1 protein-coding gene is annotated in these 666 nt (G+C 69.8%); it reads right to left on the bottom strand.

All coding sequences use genetic code 11. The features are described from left to right. Nucleotides 1–634, bottom strand: a 634-nt coding sequence (locus tag AB1609_07380; GenBank protein MEW6046289.1) for an ATP-binding protein, incomplete at its 3' end; no start/stop codon positions are given. Between the last annotated feature and the right edge of the window lie 32 nt (nt 635–666).

Below are 666 nucleotides of genomic sequence, written 5' to 3'. Positions count from 1 at the left end.
CGGCCGGGGAGGGGGTGGGTGGGGGCGGGCGAGCAGCAGTCAGGGGATTGGAGATATGGGGTGGATGCAGCGTCACGACGGTGCCGCCGGCAAGGTTGTCCTCGATCGACAAAGACCCCCCTAGCCTGTCCATGAGCTGTCTCGCAATGGTCAGTCCGGAGCCTATCCCCCGGATGTACCGCCTCATCTCTGCCGTGGCCGTCGTGAAGCCCGGGAGCACGGCCCGTTCCTTGTCGGGGATGCCGGGGCCCTGGTCCGAAACCGTAACGGCGCCGTCGGCGGTGATGGAGACGGCAGCCAGGTGGAAGCGCGCGTGGATGAGGTTTTCCACCACCGCCACCACGGCCTCAGCAGGGATGGGGCTGCCCTGCTCCCTGACGAGGTGCGCCGCGCGGCTGCAGGCGTCCGCGAGCAGCGCCCCGGGGTCCGACGCCGAGAGATCGTAGACGGCGGGTAGGGCGGTCTGCGAGGTTGGGTAGACGGCCACACGGATGGAGAGTTCGGCGACGGGCTGGGAATCGGCCGCCAGGCGGGCGGCGGGCGAAAAGGGAACGACCCGCGCGGAGGCCTGGGCACCCCGGTCATCGGCAGATGGAAAGTGGATGAGCGCGCCTGGGCGTACAGAGGCTTCCATGACGGCACCTCAGGCGGCGGTCCGGGGGCTTT

This window comes from Bacillota bacterium, assembly GCA_040754675.1.
Classification (GTDB): Bacteria; Bacillota; Limnochordia; order Limnochordales; family Geochordaceae; genus Geochorda.
The sequence above is the reverse complement of the archived record's forward strand: the minus strand, read 5'-3'. Positions and strand labels throughout refer to the sequence as shown.